This is a genomic window from Sphingomonas sp. SphC10 (genome assembly GCF_057004845.1).
This window is the reverse complement of sequence record NZ_CM168044.1, coordinates 1,249,149-1,276,004: the sequence shown is the minus strand read 5'-3', so window position 1 is coordinate 1,276,004 and position 26,856 is coordinate 1,249,149. Positions and strand designations below refer to the sequence as shown.

Sequence of the window (26,856 nt, the reverse complement as noted above, 5' to 3'; positions counted from 1 at the left end):
GCTCACCGATCGATATGCAGGACGGTATCGCCGACCGTCAGGTCGAGCGTACGGGCGGCGTCTTCGGACAGGATGATCCCGCCATCGCCATCGCGGATCTCGGCCAGCGCGCAACGGAAGTCGGCGAGCCGCCCCGTCGAGACCAGCGCCTCGCGCCCCGGATGCGCGTCGATCGCCACGACCGTGTCTTCGCGCGCGTCGCGGATGGTGCGCACCTGATCGGTCCGCGCGGTCATCGTCGGGCCGCCATCGAAAATGTCGATATAATGTTCGAAGGCGAAGCCCTCATTCTCCAGCATCCGCATGGCGGCCCGTCCCGAGGGATGGGGCAGGCCGATGGCGGCGCGCGCCGTCTCGGTCAGCATCGCGGTGTAGATGGGGTGCTTGGGCATCAGGTCGGCGATGAACTGGTGGCCGTGGATGGCATTGAACTGGTCAGCCTCCTGGAAATTCATCCCGAAGAAGCGCCCCGCCAGCCCGTCCCAGAAGGGCGATCCGCCCGCCTCGTCGATCACCCCGCGCAGCTCGGCGAGCACCCGGTCGGCGAAGCGCGGGCGGTTGGCGCGCATGAACAGGTAACGGCTGCGGGCGAGCAGCAGGCCCAGACCCCCGGCGCGCTCGCCGGGGTGAAGGAACAGGCCGCCGACCTCGCTCGCGCCTTCCAGATCGGTGGTCAGCGACAACATCTCGGCGCGGAAGGTGCGGTCGAGTTCCCGGCTATGCTGGGTCAGCGTGCCGATGCGATAGCTGTAGAAGGGATGCTTCTGCCCGACATGGGTGAAGATCTGGCAGGTGCCCCGGACTTCGCCGGTCGCGCGATCCTCCAGCATCAAGACGAACAGCTCGTCCTTGACCTTGCCGTCGCCATCGCCCGCAAAGGCGTCATGGCTGCGCGCCAGCTTGGCGGTCAGGGCGCGGCGATCGGGGGGCAGGTTGGTGAAGCCGCCGCCGGTCAGCTTGGCCATTTCATAGAGGTGGCGAAGGTCGCTATCGACCGCGGGGCGGATGCAAAAGCTGCTCATGCGGCACCGATGATGCGCAGGATGGTCAGCGTCGACAAGCCCGCACGTTCGGCCAGGCTGTTGATCAGCATATATTCGTCCGGAGAGTGGATCGCGCCACCGCGCACGCCCATAGTGTCGACGACGGGCACCCCCGCCGCGGCGATATTGTTGCCGTCGCACACGCCGCCGGTGTCGCGCCAGCCGATGGTCAGGCCCAGATCGGCTCCCGCGCCGCGAACCGTCTCGAACAAGGCGGCCGCGCCGTCGTCGATGGGTTTGGGGGGGCGATTGAAGCTGCCATGGACCTCGACGCGCACATCGTGTTCGGTGGCGATCCGTTCGGCGATCGCCTTCATCGCCGCGCCGGTCCGCTCGATCGCGGCCAGCGCGCGCGGACGGAAATTGACGTGCAGCATCGCCAGATCGGGCACGACATTGTTCGGCCCTCCACCATCGATCCGGGCCGGGTTAACGGTGATGTCGTCGGTGGCAAGCTGCGACAGCTCCAGCGCGATCCGTGCGGCGGCAACGATGGCGTTGCGCCCCTCCTCGGGATTGCGGCCCGCATGGGCGCTGCGTCCGCGCACGACGATGGTGAAATTGCCGGTTCCGCCCCGCGCCCCTGCCAGCGTGCCGTCGGGCAGAGCGGGTTCGTAGGTGAGCGCGGCGACCTTGCCGCCCGCACATTTCGCGATCAGCGCGGCCGAAGAGGCTGATCCGGTCTCTTCGTCCGAATTGATGAGGACGTCATAGCCGAACCGTTCGGCCAGCGGGCTTGCCTCGACCGTCTTCAGCGCGGCCAGCAGCACCGCCAGCCCGCCCTTCATATCCGCCACCCCTGGCCCGCCGAGCCGGTTCTCGTCGATCCGCGTCACGGTCTGGAACGGGTGATCGGCCGGATAGACGGTATCCATATGGCCGGTGAACAGCATTCGCCGGGCGGCGTCCGGACGGACGGACAGCAGCAGATGGCGGCCATGGGCCAGCGGCGTGGACCGGCCATCGCTGCCGATCCGTTCGACCGGCTCGGGTTCGACCAGGGCAAGATCGCCCGGCAGGGTCCCGAAGTGTTCGGCCAGCCGGTCGGCCATGATCGCCAGCCCGGCCACGTTGCGGGTGCCGCTGTTGATCGCGGCCCATTCCTCGACCAGCGGCAGCATGGGATAGGCGGCGGCGGACGCTACCGCGTCCCGCTCGATCGTGTTCAGTCTCTCCATGGCCTCAATCTAGGCCATGGACACGGCAAAGGTGAACCCCGTCGCCGAAATTAGAAGCTGTACACCACCGAGGCGCGGGTGATCGTGTCGGTCGTCCGGCGGCCCAGCGGCGGCTCGCTTTCATACTGAACGTTGTAGGACAGCGCGGCCGAGAGCGGACCGAACAGCTTGGCGTTCAGCGCCGAATTGGTGCTGACCGTGCTGTTGAACTTCTGCACATAGGCCGAGGCGTTCTGGTTGAACGTCATCGCCGGGGTCAGCTTCCACACGAAGTTCAGATTGCCGCGCGCAGCCAGCGCGCTTTCGATGCGCCCGTCGGTGAACTCGGTGTGCCGGAACGCCGGGCCGAGTTCGACGTCCAGGGTCATGCGCGGCTTGCGGATCGCGCTATAGCCCGCCCCGCTCGACGCCGAGATACGGTTGAAATAGCCGAGGAAGCGATCGCTTTCATATTGCGCCGCGCCATAGACATAGTTGTTGGCGTTCAGTTTGAAGTTCGGCTCGTAGGACGCGACATAATGTTCGCGGCTGACGACGCTGAAGCTTTCCTGATAATCGCCCTGGAAGCGCAGCTTGTGTCGCCATTGCAGCCCTTCGCGGGTCAGGTCGACAATGCCCGTCAGGCCGATATTCTGGCTGTTGCCCGTCGTTGCAAAACCGCCCAGTTCCACCCGGCCATGCCACAGGTCGAAAAAGGTCGCCTCGCGCAGGGTGCGGCTGCGGCTCGCGGTCTTTTCGTCCCGCCAGACATCGGCCATCGCATCGATCGCGTCGGCGGCCTCGGGCACCGCGTTGCGGGCGTAGCGGACGACGGTGGTGATGTCGTTCTCGTTGCCGCTGGCGATCGCGGCCTCCAGCATCGAACGGATCTGGGGCGGGATCAGCGCCGGGTCCGGGTCCTTGGGATCGGCATTGGCGAGCAGGCCAAGCGCCATCGGGATCAGGAACAGCCGCGTCTTCATCGTCCGGTGCCTTAGCCTTTTGTCCCGTCGACCGAAACCGCCGCATTTCCATGGGTTGCGGTGAAATGCTTTGCGAAGACGACCAGCAGTTCCTCGTACAATGCCTTCTTGAACGGCACGATCATGGCGGGCAGCGTTTCCGGCTCGGCCCAGCGCCAGGCGCGGAATTCGGGATGCTCGGTGTCGATACGGATGTCGCGGTCCTCGCCCAGGAAGCGGTAGAGGAACCAGATTTGCCGCTGGCCACGCCATTTGCCCTTCCACACCTTGCCGATCATGTCCTCGGGCAGGTCGTAGGTGAGTTCATGGGGGGCGCGTGCGATCAGTTCGACCTTGTCGGCGGTGACGCCGGTTTCCTCGAACAGTTCGCGAAGTCCTGCCGCATCGGCCTCCTCGCCGGGGTCGATGCCGCCTTGCGGAAGCTGCCACGCCTCCAGCGTCGAATCGATCCGCTGGCCGACAAAGACGCGGCCGTCGCGGTTCATCAGGATGACGCCCGCGCAGGGGCGATAGGGAAGGTCGGTCATCATCATTGTCCCATCGGGCGGATGCCCTCCGCCTCGACGATCACGGCCTTCAACGCAAGCAGGAAAGCGGTAAGATCGCCGACGCCGGAGGGGATCGCCTTGCGCAGCGTTGCAAAGCCATGGATCGTGCCGCGTGCCTCACGAAAGGTGACGGGTACGCCGGCCTTGGCCAGCGCGGCGGCATAGGCTCGGCCCTGGTCGCGGATCGGGTCGCACTCGGCGGTCATAATGACGGCGGGCGGCATGTCGGCCAGTTCGCCCCGCATCGGCGCCGCACGCACATCGCCCAGATCGGCGGCGTAGCAGGCGACGAACCAGTCCAGCATCGCACGGGTCAGGAAATACCCCTCGGCAAAGTCTCGGAGCGAGTGATGCGCGCGCGCCATGTCGGTGGCCGGATAGAGCAGCCCCTGGGCGATTACGGGCACATCGGCGGGCCGGTCCCGCAGGCTCATGGCGGTGACGGTGGCGAGCGTGCCGCCCGCACTGTCGCCCGCCACGATCAGCCCGGTCGTCCCCGGCTGCCCGGCCAGCCAGCGCGCCGCCGCCTCGCAATCATCGGGCGCGGCGGGCCAGGGATGTTCGGGCGCGAGGCGATAGCCGACCGATAGGACGGGGAGGTCGAGCGTGCGCGCCATCTCGGCGGCAAGCGGCGCATGGGTGTCGATGTCGCCGATCACGAAACCGCCGCCGTGGAAGAACAGCATCACCGGGCCGGGCTCGCGCCGTTCGCAGGGATCGAACCGTCGCACGGGGATCGGCCCCGCCGGGCCGTCGATCGTGAACGCCTCGTCGAGCGCGAGCGGACCCACCGGCGGGTCGGTCAGGTCGCGCGCGGCGCGCATCATCTGGCGGGCGGCCTCGGGACCCAGTTCCTGCTGGGGCGGGCCGGGAAGACGGTTATAATAGCCGAGAAAGCGCGCCACGTCGGTTCGCAGTTTTGGGGCACGCAGTTCGGGCAGCGGGGCCGTGGCCCTCCTATCGCGGGTCATGGCTTCCTACCTAGGGGCGATGATCCATGTCGTCCATCACCCCGCCTATGTCACCGAGGCACCGGCGCGTTCCACCTATCGCTGGGGCAAGAACGGGGCGATCCGCGATCTGCTGCGGGCAAAGGGCGATACGGTGGTCTGGACCGAGCCGGAACTGATCCCGCCGGTCTGGCTGGAGGCGGTGCACGACCCCGATTATGTCGCCGAGGTGCTGGAGGCCCGCGTGCCGCCCGACAAGACCCGGCGGATCGGCTTTCCGATCACCGAGCAGGTCGCCCATCGGGCGCGGGCGGTGCCGGGGGGTACGTGGACTGCCGCGCTGCTGGCGCTGAAACATGGCTTCGCCGCCAATACCGCCGGGGGCAGCCATCATGCGCTGGCCAATACGGGGGCGGGATACTGCGTGTTCAACGATCTGGCGGTGGCGGCGGTGCGGCTGGTCGAGCAGGGTGTCGTCGGCCGGGTGGCGATCGTCGATTGCGACGTGCATCAGGGCGACGGCACCGCCGCGCTGACCGCCGGGCGGCCGGATATCGTGACCTATTCGATCCATGCCGAGAAGAACTTCCCGGCACGCAAGGCCCGCTCGACACTGGATGTCGGATTACCCGACGGCGTGAATGATGACGGCTATCTGGCCGAACTGACCGCGACCCTGACGCCGTTCCTCGACGAGCATCGGCCCGACATCATCCTGTATCAGGCCGGGGTCGATCCGTTCGTCGAGGATCGGCTGGGACGTCTGTCCTTGACGCGGGAGGGGCTGATCGCCCGCGAAAAGCTGATTGCCGATCTGGCATTGGCGCGGGGGCTTCCCGTCGCCAGCACGGTCGGCGGCGGCTATGGCGATGACGTCATGGCGATCGCGGAACGGCACGTCACGGCGATCCAGACTCTGGGCGAAAAACTGTCCCATCGGAACCCGGCGGAGGCCGAAGCGTAGCGGCTGGATGACAGCTTCCCCCACGATCCTGTGGTTTCGCCAGGATCTTCGCCTTCACGATCAACCGGCTCTCCTGGCGGTGGCCGAGGCCGGGCCGGTCATTCCGGTCTATATCCTCGACGACGAAACGCCCGGCGACTGGCGGATGGGCGCGGCGCAACGCTGGTGGCTGCATCACAGCCTGACGTCGCTTGCGAAGGACTTGAAGGAATTGGGCAGCCGCCTGATCCTGCGGCGGGGCAAGGCCGTCGAAACCCTGCGCGCCTTGATGGAGGAGACAGGCGCGACCGAAATCCATGCCATCCGTCATTACGAACCCTGGTGGCGCAAGGCGGAGGAGGTGCTGGACGATTGTCTGACGCTCCATGACGGTAATCATCTGGCGCGGCCGGAACTGGTGACGACGGGCAGCGGCAAGCCGTTCCGGATCTACTCGGCCTTCTGGAAGGGACTGCAGGGCCATTTGCCGCCCGAACATCCACGCGACCGCCCCGAGACGCTGGAGGCGCCTGGGCATTGGCCGAAAAGCGAGACACTGGCCGACTGGTCGCTGCTCCCCACCAAGCCCGACTGGTCGACAGGCTTTAACGAGGACTGGATACCGGGCGAGGCGGCGGCGCGCGAGCGGATGGCGGACTTCGGCGAGAAGGCGGTCGCCTATGACACCGCGCGCAACATGCCCTCCGAGGAGGGCAGCTCACGCCTGTCGCCGCACCTGCATTTCGGGGAGGTCTCGGTGCGTGCCGTGTGGCATTCGCTCGCCCGGCGCGGGGATACCGAAACGTTTCGCAAGGAACTGGCCTGGCGGGACTTTACCGATGGCGTGGTCATGGCGTTGCCCGACTATGCCGACCGCAACGGCCGCGACGCGTTCGACACGATGCCATGGCGGAGCGGTGCGGAGGCGGACAAGGATCTGAAGGCGTGGCAGACCGGCCGCACCGGCTATCCGATCGTGGACGCGGGCATGCGCCAGCTCTGGACAACAGGCTGGATGCACAACCGGGTGCGGATGATCACCGCCTCCTTCCTCATCAAGCATCTCCTGATCGACTGGCGCGAGGGCGAGCGCTGGTTCTGGGACTGTCTGGTCGATGCCGATTACGGGAACAACGCCGTCAACTGGCAGTGGGTCGCGGGGACGGGGATCGATTCGAACATGTTCGGCCGGATCATGGCACCGCTTAGCCAGTCGGAGAAGTTCGATGCGGGCGACTATATCCGGCAATGGGTGCCGGAGTTGAAGCATGTGTCGGACGCCGCGATCCATGATCCGGAAGAGGCCGGGTGTCGGCCGAAGGATTATCCGGCCAAGATCATCGGGCACCGCGAAGGGCGAGAGCGGGCCCTGGCGGCCGCAAAGAAGATGCGGGGATAGGTCGGGGCGTGCGCTTCGACTTCGCTCAGCGTGAACGGGTTCAGTACAAGCTCCGTTCAGCCTGAGCGAAGTCGAAGGCCAAGGGAAGGCATCTCGACTTCGCTCGATGCGAACGGCGAAGTGGTTACCGCTTCTTCCGGCACGCATCCGAACAATACACCACCTGATCCCAGTCCCGCGCCCATTTCTTGCGCCAGGTGAAGGGCCGCCCGCACGCCGGGCAAATCTTGCTCGGCAGGTTCTGCTTGGCGACGCCGTTGGGCATCAACGCGGCTCGGCGTCGAGGAAGGCGGCGATGTCGGCCAGATCGACCGTCTTGTCGAGATAGGTCTGCCCGATCCCGCGCGCGAGCAGGAAGGGCAGGGTACCCGCCGCCATTTTCTTGTCGTGTTTCATATGCTCGACCAACGTCGCGGAGGGGGCATCGATCCCGGCCGCCGCCAAGCCGTCGGGCAGGCCGATCGCACGGAGATGCGCCGCGACCCGCTCGGCATCCTGCCGCTCGCAAAGGCCTTTGCGCACCGAATAGCGGAAGGCGAGGGCACAGCCCGCCGCGACGCCTTCGCCATGGAGCAACCGGTCGGAGAAGCCTGCCTCCGCCTCCAGCGCATGGCCGAAAGTATGGCCGAGGTTCAGGAGCGCGCGGATGCCGTTCGTCTCATGCTCGTCCGCCGCCACGATCCGCGCCTTCGCCGCGACCGAATGCGCGATGGCGTACACTCGCGCATCGGCATCCCCCGCCAGCAATGCAGGGGCGTTCGCCTCGCACCATTCGAAAAAGGCGAAGTCGTCGATCAGGCCATATTTGACGACCTCGGCATAACCCGCCCGTACTTGCCGCGCGGGCAGCGTGTCGAGCACGTCCGGGTCGATCAGCACCAGGGCGGGCTGATGAAAGGCGCCGATCAGATTCTTGCCCGCCGACGTATTGATCGCGGTCTTGCCGCCGACCGACGAATCGACCTGCGACAGCAAGGTCGTCGGGATCTGCACGAAGCGGCAGCCGCGCTTGACGATCGAACAGGCGAAACCGACCAGATCGCCGATCACCCCGCCGCCAAGCGCTATGACATGATCCGCCCGCTCGATGCCGAGCTCGAGCAGCCGGTCGCAGACATGCTCCAGCATCGCCCAGCTCTTGGTCTTCTCGCCCGGCGGCAGGATGATCGCCTCGCTCGCGATGCCCGCGGCCTCCAGCGATGCCTGGAGCACCGCCAGATGCGGCCGGACATTTTCGTCGGTCACGATCGCCATGCGACGCCCGCGCGACAGGGGCGCAAGATACTCGGCGGCGCGGGGCAGCAGCCCGGCTTCGATATGGATGGGATAGCTGCGGTCGCCGAGCGACACGGTGACGGTCTTCATCGTCCGATGGCTTTCAGGATAGCGTTGACGGTGGCCTCGTGCGGCCCCCGCTTGCTGGAGACATGGATTGGGGCGAGCGCGTAGATCGGGTTGCGGACGGCCGACAGCTCGCGCAGCACCTTCAGCGGGTCCTTGCCACGCAGCAGCGGCCGGGTGTCGCGCCGCTTGACGCGTTCGGCCAGGACCTCGGGGCTCGCGTTCAGCCAGATGGCGGTCGCCTGTTCCAGGATCAGCGCGCGCGTCTCGTCATTGATGAACGCGCCGCCGCCGGTCGCGATCACCTTGGGGCGGCCATCGACCAGCCGGGCGATCACGCGGCGCTCGCCGTCGCGGAAATAGGGTTCGCCGTAATGTTCGAAGATTTCGGGGATGCTCATGCCGGCGGCTTGCTCGATCGCGGTGTCGGCATCGACGAAGGGCACGCGCAACCGATTCGCCAGACGGCGGCCCACGGTCGACTTGCCCACGCCCATCAGACCGACGAGCACGATGGGCGATCCGTTCCAGCTTGCATCTACAGGGTTGTGGCTTTGCAACATTGCGCTCTGCGCTATACAGCGGGCGCGCGCCCGGCAACACCGGCCGGGCTTTCACGGGTCCATTATAAGGTTTTGCGTTTCATGTCCCGTATGGTCGTTTCGCTCATCGTCCTTCTCGTCATCGTCGTCGGCGGGCTGTTCCTGCTCTCGGGCCGGGCGACCGAACGGCCGACCACCCAGGTCGAAAAGGCGGTCTCGCTTGGCAACCTGCAATAAGCGGGGGGGCGCTTTCCGCCACCTGCCCAGGGCCGTCGCCCTGCTGATGGTCGGGGCCGCAGCCATTGCCGCGGCGCAGGACCGTCCCGAATCGCTGCTGCCCCCCGGCTTCGGCCAACCTGCCGCGCAGCCCAGTGCCCGGCCGACCCCCCGGTCGACGGCGCGCCCGGTCGCAGGTGCCGTGCCGGGGGCTACGCCCCTGGCCACGCCGACGCCTGCGCCGACCCCCGCCGACGCCGTGGGGGCGCTGCTGGATACGCTGGCGACCCCGGTCCCGACGCCCACGCCCTCGCCGACGCCCACCATGGATGCGGCGACGCTGGCCGAATATGAACTGCCTGCTTCGGCCCGGCGGTCGCTGGCGGTGGTCGGTCCTGCGGGGCCGCGCGAAGGGGCGCTGGACCAGACGATCTTTGCCGGTGCCGATGGTCGCGTCGCCGAGACGCTGATGCGGCGCTTGTCCGCGCCCCTGCCGTCGCGCTGGACCTCGATCCTGCTGCGTCGCGCCCTGGCCGCGCACGTCGAGACGCCGCGCGGCGTCAACGGCGCGGACTTCGCCGCCGAACGGGCCTGGCTGCTGCTGCGCATGGGCGAAGCGCAGGTGGCGCGGGCGGTCGTCCAGTCGGTCGATCCGGCCAATTACACGCCCAAACTCTATCAGGTCGCGATGAACGCGCTGCTCGCCTCCAGCGACCCGGCGGGGCTATGCCCGCTGGCCGATCGCGGCAGCGCGGTGACCGGGCTGGGCGGCTATCGGCTCGCGCAAGGCTGGTGCGGGGCGCTGACGGGGGATGGTGCACGCGCCACCGCGACCGTTCGCCAGATGCGCCGTCAGCGGGTCGCCGACGACTTCGACCTGAAGCTCGCCGAAAAGCTGATGGGCGCGGGGTCCGCGCGCAAGGCGGTCAGTGTCGATTGGAGTGGGGCCGACCGCCTTACGGTCTGGCGGTTCGGCCTGGCCACGGCGACGGGCGTGACGGTGCCGCCGGATTATCTATCCTATGTCGGGCCGCAGGTGCGCGGCTGGCTGGCGACCTCGCCCTCGGTGCCCGCGACCGAGCGGGCCGGGGTGGTCGATCAGGCGGCGACACTGGGTGTTCTCTCCAACGCCGCGCTGGTCGATTTCTATTCCGGTCTGGCCGATGACGATCAGGCCAGCCGGGCCCAGTCGGCGATCGGCAATGACCTGCGCAACGCCTATGCCGCCGGGGATGAGGGGCAGCGGCTGTCGGCGATGCTCGCGCTCTGGGGCGACGATACGCCCACGCCCTATGGCCGACTGATCCTGACGGCCCGCGCTGCCGCGCGGCTGCCGGTGACGAGCGACGGGCGTGAGGCCGACCGGCTGGTCGCCTCGATGCTGTCGGCCGGGCTCGATCGCAGCGCGGCGCGCTGGCGCGATGCGGCGAAGCAGAACAGCGATGCCTGGGCGATGATCGTGTTGAGCGATCCCGACCGGCAAGGCCAGCTGGCTTATGATCAGGTCTCGAATTACAGCGCCGACGCCTTGAAACAGCGCATGTTCTTTGCCGGACTGGCGGGGCTCGGGCGGCTGTCGCGGACCGATATCGAAAAGGGCGCCGAGGCGCTCGACGTGCGCGTCGGTCAGCGCAATGCCTGGACCGAGGCGCTCGATCAGGCGGTGGCGGACGGGCAGACCGGCATGGTCGTCCTGCTCTGCGCGGTCGGGATGCAGACCGGCGATTGGCGCGGCGTGCCGCCCCAGGCGCTCTATCGCATCGTCGAGGCACTGCGTGCGGTCGGGTTGGATAGCGAGGCGCGGATGATCGCGGCGGAGGCGATCGCCCGGACATGAACATGCACGATGCCGCGCTGGTCGACCGCTTTCTGGAGATGATGGCGGCGGAGGCTGGCGCGGCGGGCAATACGCTGGCGGCCTATCGTTCCGACCTGCGCCTTGCCGCCGAGGCGATGGACGGATTGCGCGAGGCCGATGAGGGCGCGCTCCAGAGGCTGGCCGAAGGCTGGGCGTCGCTGGCCAATTCCACCGTCGCGCGCAAGGCGGCGGCGCTGCGGCGTTTCTATGCCTTTTTGCATGAAGAAGGTTTGCGCGGCGACGATCCCTCGTCGGTGCTGCCACGCCCGGGGCAGCGGCGGGCATTACCCAAGATACTCAGCCATGCCGATATCGAGCGCCTGTTCGCCGCCATCACAGAGCGTACGGGGGCCGCGCATCCCAGCGCAAACGATTTGCGCCTCGCGGCCCTGGTCGAGCTGCTCTATGGTTCGGGCCTTCGTGCGAGCGAACTGGTCGCCCTGCCGCGCAATGCGGTTCACCCGGATCGCCCCTTCCTGATCCTGAAGGGCAAGGGCGGCGTCGAGCGGATGGTGCCGATCTCCGACCGGGCGCGGGCGGCGGTGGCGGCGTGGCGGGTGCATGTCCCGGCCGACAAGCTCTGGCTCTTTCCCGGCGGTAAAAAGCATCTGACCCGCATCCGCCTCTATCAGTTGATCAAGGCGCTGGCGGCGGCGGCGGGCATTCCACCTGACCGGGTCAGCCCGCATGTCCTGCGCCATGCCTTCGCCACGCACCTGCTCGGCGGCGGGGCGGATCTGCGCGCGGTGCAGGCGATGCTCGGCCATGCCGACATCGCCACGACCGAAATCTACACCCATGTCGAGGCGAGCCGACTGGTCGAACTCGTCAATGCGAAACACCCGCTCGTTGATTTTCGGGACAAGCGCCCTTAGGCGATAGCGCCATGTCAACGACCTTCCTCGATTTCGAGAAACCGATCGCCGAGCTTCAGAGCCGGATCGACGAGCTGCGCGATACGACTGCCGAAGGGACGGTCGATATCGGCGCGGAGATCGCCAAGCTCCAGGCCAAGTCCGACAAGCTGCTGCGCGATACCTTCACCAAGCTGACCCCGTGGCAGAAGACGCAGGTCGCGCGCCATCCGCAGCGCCCGCACTTCAAGCATTATGTCGCCGGGCTGTTCGAAGAGTTCGTGCCGCTGGCGGGCGACCGCGCATTCGGCGACGACCAGGCGATCATGGGCGGCTTCGCGCAGTTTCGTGGCCAGCGCGTGATGGTACTGGGCCATGAAAAGGGCGAGGATACCGCCAGCCGCCTCCGCCACAATTTCGGCATGGGCAAGCCGGAGGGCTATCGCAAGGCGATTCGCCTGGTCGAACTGGCCGACCGGTTCGGCCTGCCTATCGTGACGCTGGTCGACACTTCGGGTGCGTTCCCCGGTATCCAGGCCGAAGAGCGCGGCCAGGCGGAGGCCATTGCGCGCTCGACCGAGGCCTGTCTTGCGGCGGGCGTACCGGTCGTCTCGGCCATCGTGGGCGAAGGCGGCTCGGGCGGCGCGGTGGCGCTGGCGGCGGGCAACCGGGTGCTGATGTTCGAGCATGCGGTCTATTCGGTCATCAGCCCCGAGGGTTGCGCCTCGATCCTGTGGCGCACCGCCGATAAGGCATCGGATGCGGCCGAGGCGATGCGCGTCACCGCGCAGGACCTGAAGCATTTCGGCGTGATCGACACGATCGTGCCCGAGCCTGTGGGTGGGGCGCATCGCGATCATTCAGGCGCGATTGCCAATCTGGGCGATGCGGTCGAAAAGGCGCTTGGCGAGTTGGGCGGCCTGGGCCGTGACGAGCTGAAGCGCGGACGGGCCGCCAAATTCCTGGCGATGGGGCGGCTGTAACGGCGGCAAAAGGAAAGGGGCGGGCCGAATGGATCGACCCGCCCCTTCAATATCCTGAAACCCGTAACGGGCGACGATCGGACGCCACCCGTCAGTCGGATTTTAGTTCGACGGGTTTGCCACCTTGGTCGAGATATTGTTGAAGGTGCCGCTCAGCGAGGTGCCGACGGTCTTCATCGCACCGATAGCCGCAACCGCGATCAGGGCTGCGATCAGGCCATATTCGATGGCCGTCGCGCCCTTGTTGTTCTTCAGCATCTTGCGAAACGTCTTCATTCCGGTCTCCGTTCAGTCCTGATTTGATCGATCACCCGGCTGAGCCGGAGCGCCGGTTCAGCTTTTGGCGCCTTACCGGGCCACTGGTTAAAAAGGTTTGAAGACGGCCGTTTCCGAAAAGAAATTAATGGTTTGCGAGGTCCAGTTCGGTGGCGATACGAATGGCCAGATTTTCCAGGCTAATGCCGAATTGGGACAGGCCGACGATCATGACCAGCATCACGGCCGCCACGATCAATCCATATTCCACCGCCGCCGCACCGCGCGTATCGGGCAGCAGGCGTTGCAGCATCTTTGTGATCGCACGCACTCCCATGACGCTCGCCGTGTAAGTGCTCAAGGTTAAGAAATGATCGACAGTCCGACCTTGCCCGTTTTGTTTCCCGTCGTCGCCGCCGCGTTGGTCGATGGGGATGGCCGCGTGCTGTTGCAGCAGCGCCCGGCGGGCAAGGCGCTGGCGGGGCTATGGGAGTTTCCGGGCGGCAAGCTGGAGCCCGGCGAGACGCCCGAGGCAGCGCTGGTCCGCGAGTTGCAGGAGGAACTGGCGATCACGGTCGCAGCCGAAGCGTTGGAACCGGCGGGTTTTGCGACCGAGCCATTGCCCGGTCGCCATCTGCTCCTGCTGCTTTACGTCATCCGGGCCTGGTCGGGCACGCCGGTCGCGCTGGAGGCGGACGGGCTGACCTGGTGCCAGCCCGCCGATATGCATGGCTGGCCCATGCCGCCCGCTGATGGGCCGCTGGTCCGCCAGCTTGCCGCCTATCTGGCGGACAGCAGCAGTTCGGATGCCGCGCCCGACAGCGGAACGGTATAGCCGCCCCGCTCGAACGTACCCCGTTCGGGGCGATAGGCACGGCCGCCGGGCGTCGTCGTCTCGACGAACAGACGCGCGGCGGGCGTGTCGCGGGTCGTCGGATCGAGGGTCAGGCGAACCGCGCCGGTCGCCAGCTCATAATCGACGGCCTTGAACTTCCCCGCCTCCAGCGTCAGCCATAGTCCGGCGGGGGCGATGAAAACCCGCGCGCGTGCACCGTCATGCGGCTCGACATGCACCTGTCCGCCCTTCTGCGAAAGGTTGCCGCCATAGGACAGCCAGCCCAGCGTCGGATCGTTCACCACATAGGTGGCCGCGGCATAGGCATGGCCGAAAAAGCCCATGCCATAATCGCCGCTATACGGGTCCCACTCCATCCGGTCGGGCCAGCTGTGGAAAGCGGCCGAGGATGCGCCATTCTGGTCGATATTGGTGATGCCGCCCAGCAGCCCGCCATAGGCAACACGCAGCAAATGCATGTCGGCGGGATTGCGGCGGAACGAGTCGAACAGCGGAATGGCGTTCAGCGTCGAGCCGTAATGATGGATCTGCCGCTCCAGCCGGGGATATTTGCCGCCGTACAGAAAGTCCCAATAGCGCCGGGCATTGCCGTTATAACCCCAGTGCGGGATCGACGGGTCATAGCCCAGGATGACCTCGCGCGTGACGTCGGCCTGCGGACCGTAACCGAAATAGCGCATCCAGGCATAGACCTCGGCCTGGCCGGTCGAGTCCCAGGCCATCTCGCTGCCGAACGGATATTGCAGGGTGCGCCAGTGATCCGCGCGGCCCTTCATCAGGCGTTCGACCTTGGCGGCCTTGTCGTTCCAGCCCTCTCGCTTCAGGTCGGTCAGGATGTCGACGAAGACGTCGCCCTCCATCAGCCCGAACTGCGCATAATGCGGCGCGTCGCGCATCATCGCGACAATCGTCTGATAGGCATGGTCGAGATACCATGACCAGTCATGCACCCGCGTCAGCCCGGCATGGTTGCGCGCGATCCGGTACAGCGCCCAATGCCCCGCCGCGACGTGCGGATAATTGTACGCCCGGCCTAGGTCGTCGGCCTGATCCTTCTTCCATGAGGTCCAGCTCTTCCAGTCCGTTTCCGGCTTGTAGAGGTCGGGGAAAGCGGCCGGGTCGTAATAGAACAGGCTCTTCTTCACGCCTCCGGCCTGAGGGCCGCTCGCGACCTGGAGCCGCCCGACGATCGTCTTGTCGACCAACTCCTCGATCCGGGCGATTTCGGCCGCGTTGGGATTGTCGAGCTGCTTCATCACCGCCGCGACCCAGCTGCCAGCGCCGCCCTCGTCGCTCATTCCCGAGATCCAGACACGCGGATCGGCGGTGACGATGCGATCCGCCTCGCGATCATAGGTCAGGATGGCGGGGGAGCGGCCGAAGGGATCGCCCTTGCCTTCGAACCATTGTTTCGTCGTCGAGAAGCGGCCCAGATCGGCCATGGTCTGCTCAAGCGGCTTGGTGACGAAATACTGGACCGTCTGGACGGTGCCATCGGCATAGGTGAGGGTCAGGCGCGCCCGACCCCATTGGCGCCCGCGCACCGACAGGCGGGTCCAGCCCGGCTTGCCCGGTGCCTTAGTGACATCGAGTGCGCCTGCCGGATAGCTGGCCATGCCGGTGATCGCGGACGCGGATCGCACGAACAAAGCCGCGTCGAGATCGGTCGGCACGACATAGCCCGGCACGCCGACCACCACGGGACGCCCCTGCGCCGTCAGCGTCGGTTCGATGGCGCGAATGCTGGGCGCGGTGACGAGGCGCAGGCCGATCTTGCGGCTCTGGCCCGGAGCCAGGGTGAAGCTGGTCGCCTCGTTCCAGGGCGCACCCGCCTTGGCCCAATCGGTCTGGGCATAGGCGGCGCTGGCGATGGTCCAGTCGTAAAAGCCTTCCGATGTCTGTGTGCGCGGGCTGGCCTCCGAGATTACCGCCTGGCCCTTGGTCTCGCGCAGCGTCGGGATCGGGACATAGGCCTCAAGCGGCGTGGCGCGTTCGGGCAGGACGAGCAGGGCGGGGCCTGCGCCGTTCAACCGCGTGACCTGCACATAGCCCGCATCGCGACCGATATAGGGATCGGCGAAGCTGGCCTGGGCATGGGCCTGTTCCAGCGTCCGGTCGGAAATGATGTTGTCGAACACCATCGGCAGGCCGAGCCCGCCGACCTCGACCGGCGCGTGGGAGGTGTTGGTCAGCGTGAAGCGCAGGGCCGGGGTGCCCTTGTCGTTCACCCATTCCCGCACGATCCGCAGCGGCATGCCGGTGCCCATCGACCCGCCGATGTCCGCCGCCGCCAGCACCGCGCCGCGTACGGGCAGCGCCCGCACCGGTCGACGTTCACGCGAAGACGAATAGTCCTGCCACGCACCCCCGCCCTGGCGGAGGCGCAGATGGATGTCGCCCAGATGATTATAGCCATTGCCCGCGCGTTCCTTGGCGCGGCCGATGGGCAGGAAGTCGAAGTAGGGCGTCGCGACCGGCGAAAGGCCACGCGCGGTCTGGCTGGCGAGGTCGAGGATCAGGTGGAACGCGCCGACCCGGAAACGGGAATTTGCGGCCTTCTGCGATGCACTGGCTATCTTCCGGGGGGTAGCGCCATCCGCGTCATGCGCGTTCGCCGCGATCGAAAGCGTGGCCAACGTGACGGGCAGAAGGCGGATAAGGCTTTGGCGCATGACGATAAAATCCCTGACCTCGGGAAGCTCCTCTGCGGGACCATCGCAATTGACCCCCCTCCCGTTCTGTCTATATTGGTATACAGTATTACCGGGAGAGCAAGATGCTGCGGTCGAGCAGACGCGAATGGATGCAGGGGGCGGCAGGCGTCGCGTTGATGGGAATGGCGACCCGCGCGGTGGGGGCTGCGCCGTCGATTCTTCCGGCCAAGGCCGAGCCTTTGCCGCTATCGGCGGTGCGGTTGCGCCCCTCGGTCTATGCGACCGCCGTCGAAACCAATCGTCGCTATCTTTACCGTCTGAGCCCCGATCGCCTGCTCCACAATTTCCGCGCCTATGCCGGGCTGGAGCCGAAGGCCGCGATCTATGGCGGCTGGGAAAGCGACACGATCGCGGGCCATACGCTGGGCCATTACATGTCGGCGCTGGTGCTGACCTGGCAGCAGACTGGCGACACCGAGATGCGTCGCCGCGCCGACTATATCGTCGCCGAACTGGCCGAGGCGCAGGCCAAGCGCGGCACCGGCTATGTCGGCGCGCTGGGGCGCAAGCGGGCCGACGGCAAGGTGGTCGATGGCGAGGAAATCTTCCCCGAGATCATGGCGGGCAAGATCAAGTCGGGCGGGTTCGACCTCAATGGTTCCTGGTCGCCGCTCTATACCGTGCACAAGCTGTTTGCGGGTCTGCTCGACATCCATGGCGGCTGGGGCAACGCGCAGGCATTGGACGTCGCGGTCAAGCTGGGCGGTTATTTCGCACGTGTCTTCGCCGCGCTCGACGATGCGCAGATGCAGACGGTGCTGGGGTGCGAATATGGCGGGCTGAACGAAAGCTATGCCGAGCTTTACGAGCGGACCGGCGATCGTCAGTGGCTCGCGCTGGCCGAGCGCATCTATGATCGCAAGGTGCTCGACCCGCTGGTCGCGGGCGAGGACAAGCTGGCGAATTTTCACGCCAATACGCAGGTGCCCAAGCTGATCGGGCTGGCGCGTATCCATGAGATCACCGGCAAGCCCGACCCCGCCAAGGGGGCCAGCTTCTTCTGGGAAACCGTCACCGGCCATCACAGCTATGTCATCGGCGGCAATGCCGACCGTGAGTATTTCTCCGAACCCGATACGATCGCGCGGCACGTCACCGACCAGACGTGCGAGCATTGCAACACCTATAACATGATGAAGCTGACCCGGCATCTCTATTGCTGGCAGCCGGACGGGCGCTATTTCGACTATTACGAACGCGCGCATCTGAACCACGCGATGGCCGCACAGCATCCGCAGAATGGCGGCTTCACCTATATGACGCCGCTGATGAGCGGCGTGGTGCGCGAGTTCTCGACCGACAAGGACGACGCCTTCTGGTGTTGCGTCGGGTCGGGGATGGAAGCGCATGCCAAGCATGGCGAGTCCATCTTCTGGCAGGGCGGCGACACCTTCTTCGTCAATCTCTACATCCCGGCCGAGGCGCGGTGGGAGAAGCGCGGTGCGATCGTGACGCTCGACACCGGCTATCCGATGGAAGGGCAGGCGAGGTTGAGCTTCACGCGCCTCGACCGGGCGGGTCGCTTCCCTCTGGCGCTGCGTGTGCCGGGCTGGGCGAACGGGCAGGCGCAGGTCGAGGTTAATGGCCAGGCCGTATCCCCGCGCTTCGAGCGGGGCTATGCCGTGGTCGATCGTCGGTGGAAGGCCGGAGATACGGTTTCGATCCGCCTGCCGCTCGACCTTCGGGTCGAGACGACGCCCGGCGACGATAGTGTCGTGGCGGTCCTGCGCGGGCCGATGGTGATGGCGGCCGATCTGGGCGGGCGCGAGGACAAGTGGGACTCACCCGACCCGGTGCTGGTCGGCGCCAATCCGCTAGCGGGCTTCACCGCCGCCGATCCGGCGACTGCGCGATACAGGACGGCGGGGATCTTCCGTCCGGCGGACCTGAACTTCGTGCCGTTCTACAGCCAATATGACCGGCGCAGCGCCGTTTATTTCAAGCGCTTCACCGAAGCGGGGTGGAAGACGCAGGAGGCGGCGTTCCTGGCCGATCAGGCCCGAGCACGCGATATCGCCGCGCGTTCGGTCGATGTCATGCACTTGGGCGAGATGCAGCCGGAGCGTGACCATGGCCTGACCTCCGACATCTCCTACCCTGTCTCCTATCGCGGGCGGCAGGGGCGTGACGCGCGGTCGGGGGGCTATTTCGAGTTCACCATGGCGGTGCGCCCCGGCCCGATGATCCTGCAAGGCACCTATTGGGGTGAGGAGCGGGCGCGGGACTTCGACATTCTGGTCGATAATGTGAAGGTCGCCACCCAGCATCTGGAGAATGACAAGCCGGGCGCGTTCTTCGACGTCGAATACCCGCTGCCGCCCGCGCTGACGGCGGGCAAGAAGAACGTGCGCGTGCGGATCGTACCGCATGATCGCAGCACGGCGGGCCCGATCTTCGGCATGCGGCTGTTTGCGGCCAAGGCGGGGGCGACGGCGTGAGCGGCGTGCGGATGACCCTGGACGAATTGCGCACGCTGGCGCGGGCCAAGCTGCTGGGCGCGGGGCTGGCCCCCGCCCATGCCGAAGCGGTGGCCGAGACGATGGTGGCGGGCGAGCGCGATGGATGCACCTCGCACGGTATCTACCGCCTGCTGGTCGCCGTCTCCAGCATTCAAAAGGGCGTGGTCGTCCCCGATGCCGAGCCGGTCCTGTCCCATCCTGCCCGCGCGCTGGTCCGCGTCGACGGCGGCGGCGGCTTTGCGCAACTGGCCTTCCAGACCGGCAAACCCGCGCTGATCGAAAAGGCGAAGGCCAACGGCATCGCCGCGCTGGCGCTCAACAATGTCGTGCATTTTGCCGCGCTCTGGCCCGAGGTCGAGGAACTGGCCGAGGCCGGGCTCGTCGCGCTGGCCTTCACGCCCAGCCATGCCTGGGTCGCGCCGTCGGGCGGGGCGGAGCCGGTGTTCGGCACCAATCCCATCGCCTTCGGCTGGCCGCGCCCGGACGGGCCGCCTTTCGTGTTCGACTTCGCCACCTCCATGGTCGCGCGCGGCGAGATCGAACTCCATCGCCGGGCGGGCAAGAGCGTGCCCAACGATTGGGGCGTCGATGCCGATGGCAGGCCGACCACCGACCCGGCCGCGATCCTGTCGGGCGCGATGCGCACCTTTGGCGGGCATAAGGGATCGGCGCTGGCGGCGATGGTCGAACTGCTCGCCGGGCCGCTGATCGGCGATATGACCAGCCGCGAGTCGATCGAATGGGATGGCGGGCGCGGCGGCTCTCCGCTGGGTGGCGAGTTGATTATTGCCATCGATCCCAAAGGCTTCCTGGGCGATCTTCTTCCAGAAAATCAGGATCGGGCCGAGGCGATGTTCGCCGCGATCACGGGGCAGGGGGCGCGGCTGCCCTCCGCCCGCCGCTATAGCGCGCGTCAGGTGTCGCTGGTCGAGGGGGTCGAGATTTCGGCCGATCTCTACCGCGACGTGACGGCGCTGAAGGGTTGAGCAAGGGGGTTATGAGCATGACGAACCGGATCGGATGGCTTCTAGCGGGGGTCGCTCTGACGGCGATGCCGCTGGGTGCCGCACAGGCCAAGGGCCGCCCCCAGGTCGCAAGCAAGGCGGCCGCTACGCCGGACGCGCGGTTCCGCGCGCTGTCGGATGCCGAATATCAGTGGCGGATCAGCCAGAGTGCCGCCGACGACGACAGCGGCAGCGCGGGCTCGCGGCAATTGCCCGATGTCGGCCCCGCCGCCCAGGCCGCGCGGCTGGCGCGGTGGGAAGCGACCGCCAAGGCCCTGGATGCGGTCGATCCGGCCAGGCTCTCCCCCGATGTGCGCACCGACTATATGGTCTATCGTGGCCAGATCGACGCGCTGCTCGCGGCGCAGCGGTTCCGCGAATATGAAAAGCCGCTCAATTCGGACACCAGCTTCTGGGGTAATCTGGCCAGTTGGGCACGGGGCAGCTTTACCAAGGAAAGCCAGTATCGCGACTATATCGCGATGCTCCGCCAGATGCCGCGCTATTACGACCAGCAGATCGCGAACATGCGGGCCGGTCTCGCGCGCGGCTTCACCGTGCCGCGTGTCACGTTGAAGGGGCGCGAGATCGGCGTTGCGCAGGTGGTCGATGCCGGAACCGGCGATGCCCAGCCCTTTTTCGAGCCGTTCAGGACCATGCCCGCCAGCATGGCGCCCGCGACCGTCGCGGCGCTGCGGGCCGACGCCTTGGTCGCGATCCGGGACGACGTGCTGCCCACGCATAGGCGGCTGCTGACCTTCCTGCGCGAGGACTATATCCCCCATGCCCAGGCCAGCACGGCGGCCTATGACCTGCCCGATGGGCAGGCCTATTACCGGTCCAAGATCCGCGAATATGTGACCGCCGACATGACGCCCGAACAGGTCCATGCGGTCGGCCTGTCCGAGATGCAGCGGATCCGCGCGCGGATGGACGGCGTGATGAAGGAGGTGAAGTTCCAGGGCGACCTGCCTGCGTTCCTGACCTTCCTGCGCACCGACCCGCGCTTCTATGCGAAGACGCCGCAGGAGCTTCTCGACAAGGCCGCCTGGATCGCGAAGGGCTTTGATGGAGTCGCGGCCCAATGGATCGGTCATTTGCCGCGCAGCCGCTTTGCGATCAAACCCGTGCCTGCGGATCAGGCGCCCTTCTACACCTCCGGGCGTGGCGGGCCGGGCATCTATCTGGTCAACACCTATGACCTGCCCTCGCGCCCGCTCTACGCGCTGCCCGCGCTGACCCTGCACGAAAGCGCGCCGGGTCATGCCTTCCAGATGCCGCTGGCCGCCGAGAACAAGAATTTGCCTGCCTTCCGCCGCGACAATTATCTGTCGGCCTATGGCGAAGGCTGGGCGCTCTATTGCGAGGCGCTGGGCGAGGAAATGGGGTTCTACAAGAATCCCTACGACCGCTTCGGGATGCTGTCCTATCAGGCGTGGCGTGCCGCGCGGCTGGTCGTCGACACGGGCGTCCACGCCATGGGCTGGAGCCGCGAAAAGGCGCAGGCCTATCTGCGTGATAACACGGCCCTGTCCAACCACGAGATCGAGACCGAGGTCGATCGCTATATCACATGGCCGGGTCAGGCCCTGTCCTATTATATGGGGCAGCTTGCCTTCCAGCGGGCACGGGCCAAGGCCGAAAAGGCACTGGGGCCGAAGTTCAATATCCGCGCCTGGCACGACGCGATGCTGCAACTGGGCTATGTTCCGTTGCCGGTCATCGACCAGCGGACCGATCGCTTCATCGCCGAAGGGGGCAAGGGACCGTATCCAGATGAGGAATGACGATTGACCACGCGGATGTGACGCGCTAAACAGTATACGATATCTAAAACAATGGCAGGAAAACAGATAGTGAGCATCGGCTGGCGCGGCGTATTCCCCGCAGTGACGACCCAGATCCGCGAGGATATGTCGATCGATCTCGCCGACACGCAGCGCGTCGTCGACGATCTGGTCAATGACGGCGTGACCGGCGTGATTGCGCTCGGCACGGTCGGCGAGAACAACTCGCTCGACTATGACGAGAAGGTCACGGTCCTGACCGCCATCGTCGAGGCGGTAGCGGGCCGCGTGCCCGTGATCACCGGCTGCTCGGAATATGACACGCGCCGTGCGGTGCGTTACGCGCAGGCGGCCGAAAAGGCCGGGGCCGATGGCCTGATGCTGCTGCCGCCGATGGTCTATGTGCCCAAGGCGCATGAGCTGGTGAACCACTTCAAGGGCGTGGCCGACCAGACCGGCCTGCCGATCATGCTGTACAACAACCCGCCCGCGTACCGCACGGTCATCGACCAGTCGGTGCTCGAAGCGCTGGTCGATGTGAAGAACATCGTCGCGGTCAAGGAATCGGCCCCCGACACGCGCCGCTTCACCGATTTCCGCAACGCGTTCGGCGATCGCTACACCCTGTTCGCCGGTCTGGACGACGTGGCGCTCGAAGGGCTGTATCTGGGCGCGCAGGGCTGGGTTTCGGGCCTGACCAACGCCTTCCCCAAGGAGTCGGTCGAACTGGTCGCGGCGTTCGACCGTGGCGATCATGCCAAGGCGATGGAAATCTATCGCTGGTTCATGCCGCTCCTCCACCTCGATGCCGAGCATGACCTAGTCCAGTCGATCAAGCTGGCCGAGCAGGTCATGGGTCGTGGTTCGGAGCGCGTCCTGCCGCCGCGCTATGTCCTGGAAGGCGAGCGCCGCGCCGAGGTGATCGCGATGGTCGAAAAGGCCGCCGCGACCCGCCCGGACCTGGGCCAGGCCAAGGCCGCCTGATGGCGACGGCGCTCTCGCTACCGGACGTCGCCTTGGATGACGGGCGTCATCGGGGCGAGGGCGTCATCGTCGTGCAGACCCTGGCGGATCGCATTTTCGCGATCATACGCGAACGGATCATCGCGGGGGCCATCCCCGCCGATCGAACGATCCGCCAGGATGCGCTGGCTGCCGAACTGGGCGTCAGCAAGATACCGCTGCGCGAGGCGATGGCCCGGCTGGAGCAGGAGGGGCTGCTCCACGGCGTCGCCAATCGCGGCTATATGATCAGTGCGCTGTCCGCCGCGCAGGCGGAGGATATTTACGGCCTGCGTCTCAAGCTGGAACCGGCGGCCGCCGCGCGCGCTGCGTTCGTCGCCGATGCCGATGACCGCGCCGCCCTGATCGCGGCATTCGAGGCGCTCGACCAGGCGGCGGCCAGCGATCTGGCGCGGGTCGCCATCTGCAATCGTCGCTTTCACATGGCCATGGTCCGCCCGACGCGGCAGCCCCTGACCATCCAGCTGATCCGTCAACTCGCGCTGCTCGCGGAACGCTATGTCGTCGCGCATCTGCAGCCCGCCGGACGCGATGCGCGGGCGCATCTGGAGCATCGCGAACAGCTCGATGCCTTTCTTGCGCGCGACACCGACCGGGTTAAAGCATTGCTTGATACGCATATCCGGTCCACCCTGATGGACCTGAAAGGCGGGTTCGCGCCCGTCGAGTGACAATGACAAGCCCATGGGGCGGGGGGATTTTTCGACGATGTTCGGACCGAGGAAATCGCTGGGCAGCGTGACCCAGCATGCGGAGGGGCAGGCGCTGGCCAAGACGCTGAGCTGGCCGCACCTGATCGCATTGGGGGTCGGCGCGATCGTCGGCACCGGCATCTACACGCTGACCGGCGTCGGGGCGGAGCGGGCGGGACCCGCCGTCATCCTGGCCTTCGCCATTGCAGGTGCGGTCTGCGCCTGCGCCGCGCTCGCCTATGCCGAGCTGGCCACGCTGATCCCGGCGGCGGGCAGCGCCTATACCTTCAGCTATACCGCGCTCGGTGAAACCCTCGCATGGGTCGTCGGGTGGAGCCTCATCCTCGAATATTCGCTGGCCTGCTCGACCGTGGCAGTCGGCTGGTCGGGTTATCTGGTCGGCTGGATCCAGGCGGCGGGGGTGCATCTGCCGCCCGAGTTGCTGTCGGGCCCGCATGGCGGTGGTATCATCAACCTGCCGGCCGTGCTGGTCGCGCTGTCGGTGATGGGCATGCTGGTGGCGGGTACGCGGGAGAGCGCGACGCTGAACATCATTCTCGTCGTCGTGAAGCTCGTCGCGCTGGGCGTCTTCGTCGCCTTTGCCCTTCCGGCGTTCAACAACGCCAATCTCCATCCCTTCATGCCGTACGGCTTTGGCGCGACCGAAGTGGACGGGGCCAAGCGCGGCGTAATGGCGGCCGCAGCGATCGTGTTCTTCGCCTTTTACGGCTTCGACGCGGTGGCGACCTCGGCCGAGGAGGCGAAGAACCCCGGCCGCGACCTGACCATCGGCATCGTCGGGTCGATGCTGGTGTGTACGCTGATCTATATGGCGGTGGCGGTGACGGCGGTGGGCGCTCTGCCCTTCCTGCAACTCGCCAATTCGCCCGAGCCGCTGGCGCTCGTCCTGCGTTCGCTCGGCCAGCCTACGGCGGCGCACCTGATCGCCCTGGCCGCCGTCATCGCGCTGCCCTCGGTCATCCTGGTGATGATGTACGGCCAGAGCCGCATCTTCTTCACCATGGCGCGTGACGGCCTGTTGCCACAGGCACTGGCGGTGGTCAGCAAGCGCAGCGGCGCGCCGACCCGCATCACGCTGGTGACGGGCGTGTCGATCGCCATCGTTGCCGGTATCTTCCGCCTCGACGAGATTGCCGAGCTGGCCAATGCGGGCACGCTGCTCGCCTTTATCGCGGTCGGGGCCTGTCTGATGGTCTTGCGGCGCCGGGCACCGGAGGCCAAGCGGCTGTTCCGTTGCCCGCAGCCCTATCTGGTCGGCACGCTCGCCATTCTGGGCTGCATCTACCTGCTGTTCAGCCTGCCGAGCGCGACGATCGTGCGCTTCATCATCTGGAACCTGGCGGGTCTGGCCTTCTACTTCGCCTATGGGCGTCAGCGCAGCGTCCTGGCCAAGGGCTGAGCCCCGACCAGAGGTTGGGCGGGACGGCCGAACAGATAACCCTGGGCCTGGGGGCATCCTTCCTCCAGCACCATGCGATGCTGTTCGGCCGTCTCGCCCCCCTCGGCGACGACGGGCAGGTTCAGGCTCTGCCCCAGCCCGACGATCGCCCCGACGATCGAGCGCGCGGCGGCATAGGTGGCGACGCCCGACGCGATCCCCTTGTGGGTCGCCTGGGTTAGGCCGCGCAGGTCGGTGAGAAGCCGGTCCAGCAGTGCCGCCGCGACAAGGGCAACCACAATGGTCGCCGTCACCAGGCACACCACGCGCGCTAGATTGAGTGGCTGTAGCGGATGAAGGCCCGGATCCACGACCACGCCACCGGGCACCAGCGTCGTGGCCGTCATCCCGCCGAAATGCAGGACGACGATCCCCAGGGCCGCGAAGCCGACGGACAAGGCGGTACGGCCCCGTCCAGGCATCCACACATAGATATGGAATGCACCCGCCAGCAGCAGCGTGGCACCGAGAAATGCCGCCGCCAGCCCCCAGGGGTCATAGCGAATCTGCGCCGGGACGATCAGCGCCGCCATGCCGATCAGATGCATGGCACCAATCCCGATCATGGTTAGCCCGCCAACGGCCAGACAGCCGGCCAGGTCACGCCTTTGCCGGATATGGCCAAGCGCGATCCAGATGGTCAGGCAGGGCGCCGCGATCGACGTCAGCGTCAAGGGAAGATCGAAGCCCAGCGGCAGAGGGCCCGATAGGCAAGCATCGACAGGAAATGCGTGCACCAGATGCTGACGCCGCCCGTGATCGCGGCCAGCTCCACCCAATTGCGTCGGCGGACCTCGACGCACTCCTCGGCCCGGTCGTGCAGCAGGAACAAAGCAATCAGTCCCAGCACGCACACGCCCAGAGCGGGCAGCATCAGCCAGGAATCATGCTCCTCAATAATGCACCCCATGATTTCGAGCATCATATGCGCCATTCCCCCGGCGACACTTCGGTCCGAAGGCCATTGCAAAAACTTAATATAGGTCCGAAAGCGGACCATTGCTCTTTCGTGTGGTAAGGGCTTTCCAAACCGCCTCCGAAATTCTATACCGAACGTTATGGAAAATGCTCTGCCCGCGTGTAAGGGCCGCCCGCGTGAATTCTGCACCGACCAAGCCCTGGCCTCAGCGCTCCGTGTATTCTGGAGCAAGGGCTATGAGGGCGCGTCGATGGCCGACCTGACCGAGGCGATGGGCATCACCAAGCCCAGCCTTTATGCCGCGTTCGGCAACAAGGAGGCGCTGTTCCACAAAGCGCTCGACCTCTACGAGGCGGAGAAGCTCGCCTATATTCGTGAAGCGCTGGATCAGCCCACGGCACGTGGTGTCGCCGAACATCTGCTGCGCGGTGCGCTGAAGGCCATGACCAGCCAATGGGAGCCGAAGGGTTGCCTGGGCGTGATCCACTCGGTCGCCTGCGGATCGGAAGCCGAGTCGATCAAGGCGGAAGTGGTGGCGCGGCGGGCTTCGTCGCAGGCGGCGATCGTCGGACGTTTCCAGCGCGCGGTGGACGAGGGCGATATGCCTGCCGGTGTCGATCCGGCGGGACTGGCCAATCTGATCTTCGCTGTGTTGCAGGGCATGGGCGTCCAGGCCGGGTGCGGTGTCTCTTCGGAGCAGCTGCAATCGATGGTCGATGCGGCATTGGCGCTGTGGCCTTCGCGCTAAGACGAAATTTTTAATACCGGTTGGTATGAAAGTCGTTGACGCCTGTACGGCGGATTAATATACCAGCCGGTATGGAAGGTGATCCTCACCTTCGTAGTTGAAATGGCGAGACAGCAGGCAAGG

Annotated in this window: 27 protein-coding genes; 14 read left to right on the top strand and 13 right to left on the bottom strand. The window is 66.5% G+C overall.

Annotated elements, in window-relative coordinates; all coding sequences use genetic code 11:
- Positions 1 to 2: 2 nt before the first annotated feature.
- Genes ACWKSV_RS05670 through ACWKSV_RS05650 form a run of 5 tightly spaced genes read right to left on the bottom strand, consistent with a single transcriptional unit; the run spans position 3 to position 4,702 of the window.
- A complete protein-coding gene (locus ACWKSV_RS05670; RefSeq protein ID WP_076716473.1) occupies positions 3 to 1,022 on the bottom strand; it encodes an arginine N-succinyltransferase in 1,020 nt (339 codons plus the stop codon).
- Positions 1,019 to 2,221, bottom strand: coding sequence for a hydrolase (locus tag ACWKSV_RS05665; protein WP_076716471.1), 1,203 nt, complete (start codon positions 2,219 to 2,221; stop codon positions 1,019 to 1,021). Before ACWKSV_RS05665 ends, ACWKSV_RS05670 begins: the two co-directional genes overlap by 4 nt.
- A gap of 50 nt (positions 2,222 to 2,271) precedes the next feature.
- Positions 2,272 to 3,183: a DUF481 domain-containing protein gene (locus ACWKSV_RS05660; protein WP_076716470.1), complete on the bottom strand. Its 912-nt coding sequence runs from the start codon at positions 3,181 to 3,183 to the stop codon at positions 2,272 to 2,274.
- Positions 3,184 to 3,194: 11 nt separating this feature from the next.
- Positions 3,195 to 3,710 carry an RNA pyrophosphohydrolase gene (locus tag ACWKSV_RS05655; protein ID WP_191864532.1) on the bottom strand — a complete coding sequence of 172 codons (516 nt, stop codon included), beginning with the start codon at positions 3,708 to 3,710 and terminating at the stop codon, positions 3,195 to 3,197.
- A 2-nt stretch (positions 3,711 to 3,712) separates the two neighbouring features.
- Entirely contained in the window at positions 3,713 to 4,702 is a 990-nt protein-coding gene (locus tag ACWKSV_RS05650) for an alpha/beta hydrolase (protein WP_076716468.1), read from the bottom strand.
- 19 nt (positions 4,703 to 4,721) lie between these two features.
- Between ACWKSV_RS05650 and ACWKSV_RS05645 the strand changes: the two genes are divergently transcribed.
- Positions 4,722 to 5,645, top strand: coding sequence for a histone deacetylase family protein (locus ACWKSV_RS05645; protein WP_076716466.1), 924 nt, complete (start codon positions 4,722 to 4,724; stop codon positions 5,643 to 5,645).
- A gap of 7 nt (positions 5,646 to 5,652) precedes the next feature.
- Positions 5,653 to 7,023 carry a cryptochrome/photolyase family protein gene (locus ACWKSV_RS05640; RefSeq protein WP_076716465.1) on the top strand — a complete coding sequence of 457 codons (1,371 nt, stop codon included), beginning with the start codon at positions 5,653 to 5,655 and terminating at the stop codon, positions 7,021 to 7,023.
- A 124-nt stretch (positions 7,024 to 7,147) separates the two neighbouring features.
- Here the strand turns inward: ACWKSV_RS05640 and ACWKSV_RS05635 are convergent, their stop codons facing one another.
- From ACWKSV_RS05635 to ACWKSV_RS05625, 3 genes are read right to left on the bottom strand one after another with little or no spacing between them, the layout of a single operon-like run.
- Entirely contained in the window at positions 7,148 to 7,288 is a 141-nt protein-coding gene (locus ACWKSV_RS05635) for a DUF2256 domain-containing protein (protein WP_076716463.1), read from the bottom strand.
- Positions 7,288 to 8,388 (bottom strand): 3-dehydroquinate synthase, encoded by a 1,101-nt coding sequence (gene aroB, locus ACWKSV_RS05630; RefSeq protein WP_076716462.1) that lies wholly within the window; start codon positions 8,386 to 8,388, stop codon positions 7,288 to 7,290. The genes ACWKSV_RS05635 and aroB overlap by 1 nt, the downstream gene beginning before the upstream one ends.
- A complete protein-coding gene (locus tag ACWKSV_RS05625) occupies positions 8,385 to 8,927 on the bottom strand; it encodes a shikimate kinase (RefSeq protein WP_056437338.1) in 543 nt (180 codons plus the stop codon). Before ACWKSV_RS05625 ends, aroB begins: the two co-directional genes overlap by 4 nt.
- An 81-nt stretch (positions 8,928 to 9,008) precedes the next feature.
- Between ACWKSV_RS05625 and ACWKSV_RS05620 the strand changes: the two genes are divergently transcribed.
- From ACWKSV_RS05620 to ACWKSV_RS05605, 4 genes are read left to right on the top strand one after another with little or no spacing between them, the layout of a single operon-like run.
- Positions 9,009 to 9,143 (top strand): hypothetical protein, encoded by a 135-nt coding sequence (locus tag ACWKSV_RS05620; RefSeq protein WP_257575576.1) that lies wholly within the window; start codon positions 9,009 to 9,011, stop codon positions 9,141 to 9,143.
- Positions 9,127 to 10,959 (top strand): hypothetical protein, encoded by a 1,833-nt coding sequence (locus ACWKSV_RS05615; protein ID WP_483666909.1) that lies wholly within the window; start codon positions 9,127 to 9,129, stop codon positions 10,957 to 10,959. Before ACWKSV_RS05620 ends, ACWKSV_RS05615 begins: the two co-directional genes overlap by 17 nt.
- Positions 10,956 to 11,855, top strand: a complete 900-nt coding sequence (locus ACWKSV_RS05610) for a tyrosine recombinase (RefSeq protein WP_076716459.1) — start codon at positions 10,956 to 10,958, stop codon at positions 11,853 to 11,855. Before ACWKSV_RS05615 ends, ACWKSV_RS05610 begins: the two co-directional genes overlap by 4 nt.
- 11 nt (positions 11,856 to 11,866) lie before the next feature.
- On the top strand, positions 11,867 to 12,817 hold the full coding sequence (locus ACWKSV_RS05605; protein ID WP_076716457.1) for an acetyl-CoA carboxylase carboxyltransferase subunit alpha: 951 nt from the start codon (positions 11,867 to 11,869) through the stop codon (positions 12,815 to 12,817).
- Positions 12,818 to 12,919: 102 nt separating this feature from the next.
- Here the strand turns inward: ACWKSV_RS05605 and ACWKSV_RS05600 are convergent, their stop codons facing one another.
- Together ACWKSV_RS05600 and ACWKSV_RS05595 are read right to left on the bottom strand one after the other, a co-directional pair.
- Positions 12,920 to 13,093, bottom strand: a complete 174-nt coding sequence (locus ACWKSV_RS05600) for a Flp family type IVb pilin (protein WP_058744148.1) — start codon at positions 13,091 to 13,093, stop codon at positions 12,920 to 12,922.
- Between the two features lie 124 nt (positions 13,094 to 13,217).
- Entirely contained in the window at positions 13,218 to 13,403 is a 186-nt protein-coding gene (locus ACWKSV_RS05595) for a Flp family type IVb pilin (protein WP_156884291.1), read from the bottom strand.
- Positions 13,404 to 13,442: 39 nt separating this feature from the next.
- Here ACWKSV_RS05595 and ACWKSV_RS05590 point away from each other — a divergent pair, with 39 nt between their 5' ends.
- On the top strand, positions 13,443 to 13,907 hold the full coding sequence (locus ACWKSV_RS05590; protein ID WP_076716454.1) for a (deoxy)nucleoside triphosphate pyrophosphohydrolase: 465 nt from the start codon (positions 13,443 to 13,445) through the stop codon (positions 13,905 to 13,907).
- Here the strand turns inward: ACWKSV_RS05590 and ACWKSV_RS05585 are convergent.
- Complete coding sequence (locus ACWKSV_RS05585; protein ID WP_237243368.1) at positions 13,853 to 16,564, bottom strand: DUF5695 domain-containing protein; 2,712 nt, start codon at positions 16,562 to 16,564, stop codon at positions 13,853 to 13,855. The genes ACWKSV_RS05590 and ACWKSV_RS05585 overlap by 55 nt on opposite strands.
- A 140-nt stretch (positions 16,565 to 16,704) precedes the next feature.
- Between ACWKSV_RS05585 and ACWKSV_RS05580 the strand changes: the two genes are divergently transcribed.
- The 6 genes from ACWKSV_RS05580 (at position 16,705) to ACWKSV_RS05555 (ending at position 25,027) form a co-directional block, all read left to right on the top strand.
- Positions 16,705 to 19,080 (top strand): glycoside hydrolase family 127 protein, encoded by a 2,376-nt coding sequence (locus tag ACWKSV_RS05580; RefSeq protein WP_237243367.1) that lies wholly within the window; start codon positions 16,705 to 16,707, stop codon positions 19,078 to 19,080.
- 11 nt (positions 19,081 to 19,091) lie between these two features.
- A complete protein-coding gene (locus tag ACWKSV_RS05575) occupies positions 19,092 to 20,087 on the top strand; it encodes an Ldh family oxidoreductase (protein WP_191864533.1) in 996 nt (331 codons plus the stop codon).
- A gap of 11 nt (positions 20,088 to 20,098) precedes the next feature.
- Entirely contained in the window at positions 20,099 to 21,892 is a 1,794-nt protein-coding gene (locus tag ACWKSV_RS05570) for a DUF885 domain-containing protein (RefSeq protein WP_483666908.1), read from the top strand.
- A gap of 69 nt (positions 21,893 to 21,961) precedes the next feature.
- A complete protein-coding gene (locus ACWKSV_RS05565; protein ID WP_056437316.1) occupies positions 21,962 to 22,876 on the top strand; it encodes a dihydrodipicolinate synthase family protein in 915 nt (304 codons plus the stop codon).
- Positions 22,876 to 23,586 (top strand): GntR family transcriptional regulator, encoded by a 711-nt coding sequence (locus ACWKSV_RS05560; RefSeq protein WP_082442291.1) that lies wholly within the window; start codon positions 22,876 to 22,878, stop codon positions 23,584 to 23,586. Before ACWKSV_RS05565 ends, ACWKSV_RS05560 begins: the two co-directional genes overlap by 1 nt.
- Before the next feature lie 37 nt (positions 23,587 to 23,623).
- The gene (locus ACWKSV_RS05555) at positions 23,624 to 25,027 is read left to right on the top strand and encodes an amino acid permease (RefSeq protein WP_156884289.1); all 1,404 of its coding nucleotides are present in this window, start codon (positions 23,624 to 23,626) and stop codon (positions 25,025 to 25,027) included.
- Here the strand turns inward: ACWKSV_RS05555 and ACWKSV_RS05550 are convergent.
- Positions 25,000 to 25,740 (bottom strand): MHYT domain-containing protein, encoded by a 741-nt coding sequence (locus ACWKSV_RS05550; protein WP_191864500.1) that lies wholly within the window; start codon positions 25,738 to 25,740, stop codon positions 25,000 to 25,002. The two genes, ACWKSV_RS05555 and ACWKSV_RS05550, sit on opposite strands and share 28 nt — an antisense overlap.
- Positions 25,737 to 25,991, bottom strand: a complete 255-nt coding sequence (locus tag ACWKSV_RS05545) for a hypothetical protein (RefSeq protein ID WP_156884288.1) — start codon at positions 25,989 to 25,991, stop codon at positions 25,737 to 25,739. Before ACWKSV_RS05545 ends, ACWKSV_RS05550 begins: the two co-directional genes overlap by 4 nt.
- A gap of 133 nt (positions 25,992 to 26,124) precedes the next feature.
- Here ACWKSV_RS05545 and ACWKSV_RS05540 point away from each other — a divergent pair, with 133 nt between their 5' ends.
- Positions 26,125 to 26,733, top strand: coding sequence for a TetR/AcrR family transcriptional regulator (locus ACWKSV_RS05540; protein WP_076716447.1), 609 nt, complete (start codon positions 26,125 to 26,127; stop codon positions 26,731 to 26,733).
- The last annotated feature ends 123 nt before the right edge of the window (positions 26,734 to 26,856 follow it).

Excerpts from the sequence above, each read along its gene's own strand:
- ACWKSV_RS05670 (WP_076716473.1), bottom strand. The coding sequence starts at position 1,022 with ATGAGCAGCTTTTGCATCCGCCCCGCGGTCGATAGCGACCTTCGCCAC.
- ACWKSV_RS05665 (WP_076716471.1), bottom strand. The coding sequence starts at position 2,221 with ATGGAGAGACTGAACACGATCGAGCGGGACGCGGTAGCGTCCGCCGCC.
- ACWKSV_RS05660 (WP_076716470.1), bottom strand. The coding sequence starts at position 3,183 with ATGAAGACGCGGCTGTTCCTGATCCCGATGGCGCTTGGCCTGCTCGCC.
- ACWKSV_RS05655 (WP_191864532.1), bottom strand. The coding sequence starts at position 3,710 with ATGACCGACCTTCCCTATCGCCCCTGCGCGGGCGTCATCCTGATGAAC.
- ACWKSV_RS05650 (WP_076716468.1), bottom strand. The coding sequence starts at position 4,702 with ATGACCCGCGATAGGAGGGCCACGGCCCCGCTGCCCGAACTGCGTGCC.
- ACWKSV_RS05645 (WP_076716466.1), top strand. The coding sequence starts at position 4,722 with ATGATCCATGTCGTCCATCACCCCGCCTATGTCACCGAGGCACCGGCG.
- ACWKSV_RS05640 (WP_076716465.1), top strand. The coding sequence starts at position 5,653 with ATGACAGCTTCCCCCACGATCCTGTGGTTTCGCCAGGATCTTCGCCTT.
- ACWKSV_RS05635 (WP_076716463.1), bottom strand. The coding sequence starts at position 7,288 with ATGCCCAACGGCGTCGCCAAGCAGAACCTGCCGAGCAAGATTTGCCCG.
- aroB (WP_076716462.1), bottom strand. The coding sequence starts at position 8,388 with ATGAAGACCGTCACCGTGTCGCTCGGCGACCGCAGCTATCCCATCCAT.
- ACWKSV_RS05625 (WP_056437338.1), bottom strand. The coding sequence starts at position 8,927 with ATGTTGCAAAGCCACAACCCTGTAGATGCAAGCTGGAACGGATCGCCC.
- ACWKSV_RS05620 (WP_257575576.1), top strand. The coding sequence starts at position 9,009 with ATGTCCCGTATGGTCGTTTCGCTCATCGTCCTTCTCGTCATCGTCGTC.
- ACWKSV_RS05610 (WP_076716459.1), top strand. The coding sequence starts at position 10,956 with ATGAACATGCACGATGCCGCGCTGGTCGACCGCTTTCTGGAGATGATG.
- ACWKSV_RS05605 (WP_076716457.1), top strand. The coding sequence starts at position 11,867 with ATGTCAACGACCTTCCTCGATTTCGAGAAACCGATCGCCGAGCTTCAG.
- ACWKSV_RS05600 (WP_058744148.1), bottom strand. The coding sequence starts at position 13,093 with ATGAAGACGTTTCGCAAGATGCTGAAGAACAACAAGGGCGCGACGGCC.
- ACWKSV_RS05590 (WP_076716454.1), top strand. The coding sequence starts at position 13,443 with ATGATCGACAGTCCGACCTTGCCCGTTTTGTTTCCCGTCGTCGCCGCC.
- ACWKSV_RS05580 (WP_237243367.1), top strand. The coding sequence starts at position 16,705 with ATGCTGCGGTCGAGCAGACGCGAATGGATGCAGGGGGCGGCAGGCGTC.
- ACWKSV_RS05575 (WP_191864533.1), top strand. The coding sequence starts at position 19,092 with ATGACCCTGGACGAATTGCGCACGCTGGCGCGGGCCAAGCTGCTGGGC.
- ACWKSV_RS05570 (WP_483666908.1), top strand. The coding sequence starts at position 20,099 with ATGAGCATGACGAACCGGATCGGATGGCTTCTAGCGGGGGTCGCTCTG.
- ACWKSV_RS05560 (WP_082442291.1), top strand. The coding sequence starts at position 22,876 with ATGGCGACGGCGCTCTCGCTACCGGACGTCGCCTTGGATGACGGGCGT.
- ACWKSV_RS05555 (WP_156884289.1), top strand. The coding sequence starts at position 23,624 with ATGTTCGGACCGAGGAAATCGCTGGGCAGCGTGACCCAGCATGCGGAG.
- ACWKSV_RS05545 (WP_156884288.1), bottom strand. The coding sequence starts at position 25,991 with ATGATGCTCGAAATCATGGGGTGCATTATTGAGGAGCATGATTCCTGG.
- ACWKSV_RS05540 (WP_076716447.1), top strand. The coding sequence starts at position 26,125 with ATGGAAAATGCTCTGCCCGCGTGTAAGGGCCGCCCGCGTGAATTCTGC.